Source organism: Halochromatium sp. (genome assembly GCF_054919635.1).
Map to the genome: position 1 here is coordinate 1 of NZ_JBUDPI010000272.1, position 5,199 is coordinate 5,199.

The window sequence follows — 5,199 nt, forward strand, 5'->3', positions numbered from 1 at the left end:
TGGCTGGCACTGCGCGGCAGCAAGGCCAGTACCAGCACCAGCAGCAGCGTTGAGACCAGCTCGACGGCGAGCTGGGTCAACGCCAGATCCGGGGCCGAGAAATGGACGAAGGCGAGGCTGACGATCAGGCCGATCACACCGGTTAGCACCACGGCCAAGACCCGTCGGGCGTGCTGCCGCAGCAGCGTAAAGGTCGCTGTCACCAGCAACACCGCCGCGGCCATGCTGACGATATCGATCGGCATCGCCAGCATCGACGCATCGGGGGCGTCGCTCGCCAGTGTGGCAGCGGTTGGTGGCGCGGTGTTTGGCGCCTGAGCGACCGCTAACCCGGTCAGCGGCTGAGCCGCGAGCCAGCCCAGGATGCCAAGTCCTACGGCGGCGCTCAGCAGCCAGAGCGTCGAGCGTTGCAGCGAGGTCGGCTGTAGCCAGGGCTGCAACCGCCGGCCGAGCACCATTAAGCGCGCACTGAGCTGCCGAAAGAGGCGCTCGGCACTCCAGTTGGGGAGACGGCGCTCCTGAGCGATGAACAGCGGCCTTCGGCGTGCATAGAGGAGGACGCCACCAGCGAGCGCCAGACCGCTCATCAGGAACGCCGGCGAGAGACCATGCCAGATCCTGAGATGGAAATCGGGCAGGTCGCCCAGGATGCCGACGACACCGAGCTGCAGGATGGGCTCGATGGTCTGCTGCGGGAGCACGCCGACAACCACACAGAGCGCCGCCAGCACCTCGACCGGCAGGCGCATCCAGTCTGGTGGCTCATGCGGCGGATAGCGCAGCGTCGGGTCGGCTGCCGGATAGGGACCATTGAAGAAGGTGTCGTGGATGAAGCGCAACGAGTAGGCGACCGAGAGCACACCGCCGAGCGTGGCCGCCACGGGCAGCAATGCCTTCAACAGCAGGGGCCACTCGGCCATGCGCACGGAATGCAAGGTCTCGGAGAAGAACATCTCCTTGCTCAAGAAGCCATTCAGCAAGGGCACTCCAGCCATGGCCGCGGCGGCGATCATCGCCAGCCCGCCAGTGACGGGGAGATAGGCGTAGAGACCGCGGAGCCGACGCAGATCCCGACTACCGGTCTCATGATCGATGATGCCGGCGGCCATGAATAACGAGGCCTTGAAGACGGCGTGGTTAACCAGGTGAAAGAGACCAGCGACCGCTCCGAGCGACGTGCCGAGCCCGAACAAGAAGGTGATCAGCCCCAGGTGACTGATCGTCGAATAGGCCAAGAGCCCCTTAAGATCCTGCTGAAACAGCGCCGCATAGGCACCGAAGACGAAGGTTGTGAGACCGAGACCGCCGACCAGCGGAAACCAGGGCGTGCTCTCGGCAAAGACCGGGAAGAGTCGCGCCAGCAGGAAGACACCGGCCTTGACCATGGTCGCCGAATGCAGATAGGCCGAGACCGGTGTCGGTGCAGCCATGGCTGCTGGTAGCCAAAAATGGAAGGGCACCTGCGCCGACTTGGTCGCGACCCCGAGCAGGATCAGCACGAGGATCGGCAGCAGGAGCGGATCGGCGCGGACCTGCTCGCCGGCGCCGAGCACCTCAGTGAGCGATAAGCTGCCGACCACCGAGCCGAGCAGCAGGAAACCAGCGAGCAGCGCAAGGCCGCCGCTGGCGGTCACCAGCAAAGCGATGCGCGCCCCGCGGCGTGCCTCGGCCGATGTTGGGTCGTAGCCGATCAACAGGAACGACAACAGGCTTGTCAGCTCCCAGAAGATCAACAGCAATAGGAGGTTGTCCGCCATGACCAGGCCGAGCATTGCGGCCTGGAACAACAACATGAGCGTGAAGAAACGCCCACGAGGGGCCTTGTCGGGCAGGTAGTAGCGTGCATAGAGGCTGACCAGCAGCCCAATGCCCGCAACCAGTAGCACCATGAGCAGGGCTAGGCCGTCGAGCCGCAGCGCTATGTCCAGGCCCAAGGCCGGTAGCCAAGACAGGCCTACCTGTGGGACCAGGCCGGCGGCAACGCCCGACAGGTTCATGAGTGCTGCCGCCAGCGTCACGATCCCAGCGCCGGCGGCCAGTACCGAGGGTGCACGCTCCGCCACCCGCTGGACGGGTACTGCCAGCAGGGCCCCTAGCAGCGGCGCGGCGATGATCACCAACAGCGTCATGGTCGATCACGACAGCTCGCACCGCACCGCCACCGTTGATGCTTATCCAGTCCTATCGACACACGCGGTGACCGCTTAGTGTGTTGGCAGAGAGACCTCTTCGAGCACCTCGCCGCTGAGCTGGGTTTGATCAGAGCGGGTCGCGAGATCGCCGAGCGAGACGACACCGACACTGCGCTCATCGCGGTCGACCACGATCAAGCGGCGGATCTGCTTCTGCTCCATCAGCTTGGCAGCTTCCTCGACGTCATCGTCGACATAGCGGAGCTCCACCCCACTGGTCATGAGGCGGGAGACCGGCGTCTCGGGATCGATCCTGTCGGCGAGGCCGCGGGTGACGATATCGCGATCCGTTAAGGTGCCGACGATCTGGTTCTCTTCCAGGACCGGCAGCATTCCGATGTCGTGCTCGCGCATCATGCGAGCGGCATCGATCATCGACGCGTTATGGCCGATGTACTCGAGCTGAGGTGTCATCACGTCTTGGAGTTGCATCGATTGTGCTCCTCTGGTTGCGCTGAATGCTGGGACAAGGCTCGCCCCAATCGTCGACCTGACTCTGCAATGCCAATGCCAGCCATTGCAGCAAAGCGTGGCTCATGGCCTCGGCAGGGTCCGGACCGATGGTGGCGCAAGGCCGATGCCAATGCTGCTGCCAGTGATTCGCGTGCGGCACCGACCGTTGCAGCGGCGGCCAGGCGGAAAACAGCTTGGGCCACAGCTTGGGCTAGCCAGAGCTTGCCAACGGCTGCGCTCGAGAATCGGCTTACCGCCGCCGCCTTGGCCAAATACCCCAGTCTGGTGGATTTGCACCTGGTTGGAGCCTTAGTCAGGCCGCTGTTGCCCTGCTGATTCTCGGCTCGTTGGCCCGCGCTCTTGCTGGCAAGGATGCTGCACGGCAACTGGGAGATCAGGCCGTAGGGCAAGAGCATGCACCCACAGCAACATCGGCAGCCAGCATCCCAAACAGCATCCGGATCAGACGGGGACGACCAGCAGAGCAATGCCGCCGGCGGCTCGGGGTCGAGCCTCGAGCTGCAGCCGGACGAGCTCGATCGCATCGCCTGGCACGCATTAGACGGCGCCAGGGCCGCGGAGTGTCTTGTCAGTCCAGATCAAGGGTTGAGCATGGATGAGGTCGGTCGTCGCCGAAGCCGTTTCGGAGCCAACCGCCTGCCCGAAGAACATCCGCCCGGATTGGTGCAGACCTTCTTCCGTCAGTTCGCGAACCCCTTGATCTATATCCTGTTGGCAGCCGCGCTGGCGTCGGTATTCATCGGTGCCCTTGCTGATGCCGCCTTCATCGGTGCCGTGCTGCTACTGAACGCCATCATTGGCACCGTTCAGGAGAGTAAGGCCGAGTCCAGCGCCCAAGCCCTGAAGTCGATGATGACGGTTCGCAGCCGCGTGCTGCGCGATGGTCGTGAGCAAGCCGTGGACGCCGAGGACCTGGTGCCTGGGGATCGGGTTCGGCTCGGCGCTGGCGATTCGGTGCCCGCTGATCTGCGCTTGTTGGAGGCTGAAGACCTGCGCGCCGATGAGTCGCTGCTGACGGGCGAGTCGATCCCCGTTGAGAAGGATGCGCAGGCGAGCGTCGACGAGGAGGCCGGGGTCGGCGAACGCCAAACCATGTTGCATGCCGGCACCGACGTGCCTGATGGTCGGGCGTTGGGCCTTGTCTGCCGCATTGGTCAGGCCACCGAGGTCGGCCGCATCGCCCGTTCGTTGTCCGGAGCCGGCGATACCGAGCCGCCACTGGTGATCAGGCTGCGCGCGCTGACGCGCCGGATTGCGCTGGTTGTGTTGGGCGCCGTCGCCCTCTTGGTGGTTGGCCAGCTGCTGCGCGGTGCCGGTCTCACCGAGATCTTCTTCTTTGCCGTGGCCTTGTCGGTGTCAGCGATCCCGGCTGGTCTGCCGGTCGCGATCACCGTGGCCCTATCGATGGGGCGGCACCGGATGGCTGAGCGTAATGTGATCGTGCGTCGGCTGCCCGCGGTCGAGGGGCTTGGAACCTGTACGCTGATCGCGAGCGACAAGACCGGCACCCTGACCGCCAACGAGCTCACCATCACTCGCATGGCGCTGCCGACCGGTGGTCGGGTCCGTGTCGAGCCCAGCAATGATGGCGATGGCGACCTGCTGCGTCCCGACGATAAAGGGGACGATAAAGGGGACGATAGCGAGAAGGCCGTAAACGATAATGCGCTCGACGAGGAGACCGAAGCGGCGGTGCATCGTCTCGCAAGCACCGGCGTGCTGTGCAACGAGGGTGAGCTGCGTGAGACCGAGGAAGGCGGGATCGAGGCCGTTGGTGACACCGTCGACGTGGCCTTCCTGGTGCTCGGTCGACGACTGGGATTGACGCGCAATGAGCTACTGCAACGTCAACCGGAACAGGCGCGGGTGCCGTTCAAGTCCAAGCGGCGCCTCGCCGCCACCTTCAATCAGGGTGAGGACGGTCTCGAGGCCCATGTCAAAGGCGCGGCTGAGGCCGTGCTGCCGCTCTGCGCGGAGACCGACGACCTTCAGGCCCAGGTCGACGATCTCAGTGGCCGTGGCTTCCGCGTCCTCGCTGTGGCTGCCGGCGCGGTCGATGGAGAGGCGGATGAGGCCGCCCAAAGGCTCGAGCAGGGGGAGCTCGGCGGGCTGAGGTTGCTCGGTCTGGTTGGCTTGATCGATCCGCTGCGCCCAGAGGTGCCCGATGCGGTTCGTCGGTGCCACGAGGCTGGCGTTGGGGTGCGCATGATCACTGGCGATCATCCCGCCACGGGCCTGAGCATCGCCCGTGAGCTCGGTATCGCCGGGGATGGCGACGAGGCCGTGACCGGCGCCGAGATTCGCTCGTTGATCGATACCGATCGACAGGCTGGTGAAGCGGGACAGGCCGACGATGCCAATGCCAATGCCGACGACGGCTTGCGTCTCGGCCGTGCGCCGGTCTACGCCCGCGTCGAGCCTGATCAAAAGACCAGCATCGTTGGAGCCCTGCAAGCGCAAGGCCACTACGTTGCCGTGACCGGCGACGGGGTCAACGACGCACCGGCGCTACGCAAGGCCAACATCGGCGTCG

The 5,199-nt window shown here is 65.0% G+C and carries 3 protein-coding genes; 1 reads left to right on the plus strand and 2 read right to left on the minus strand.

What is annotated here, in order from left to right:
* Both ACY693_RS14540 and ACY693_RS14545 read right to left on the minus strand, forming a co-directional pair.
* Positions 1 to 2,129: proton-conducting transporter transmembrane domain-containing protein (locus ACY693_RS14540; RefSeq protein ID WP_462322538.1), on the minus strand; the 2,129-nt coding region annotated here is incomplete at its 3' end.
* A gap of 75 nt (positions 2,130 to 2,204) precedes the next feature.
* Positions 2,205 to 2,624, minus strand: a complete 420-nt coding sequence (locus ACY693_RS14545) for a CBS domain-containing protein (protein ID WP_323684694.1) — start codon at positions 2,622 to 2,624, stop codon at positions 2,205 to 2,207.
* Positions 2,625 to 3,059: 435 nt separating this feature from the next.
* On the opposite strand from ACY693_RS14545, the gene ACY693_RS14550 reads away from it, so the two are divergent.
* On the plus strand, positions 3,060 to 5,199 hold a 2,140-nt coding region (locus ACY693_RS14550; RefSeq protein ID WP_462322539.1), incomplete at its 3' end, for a cation-translocating P-type ATPase.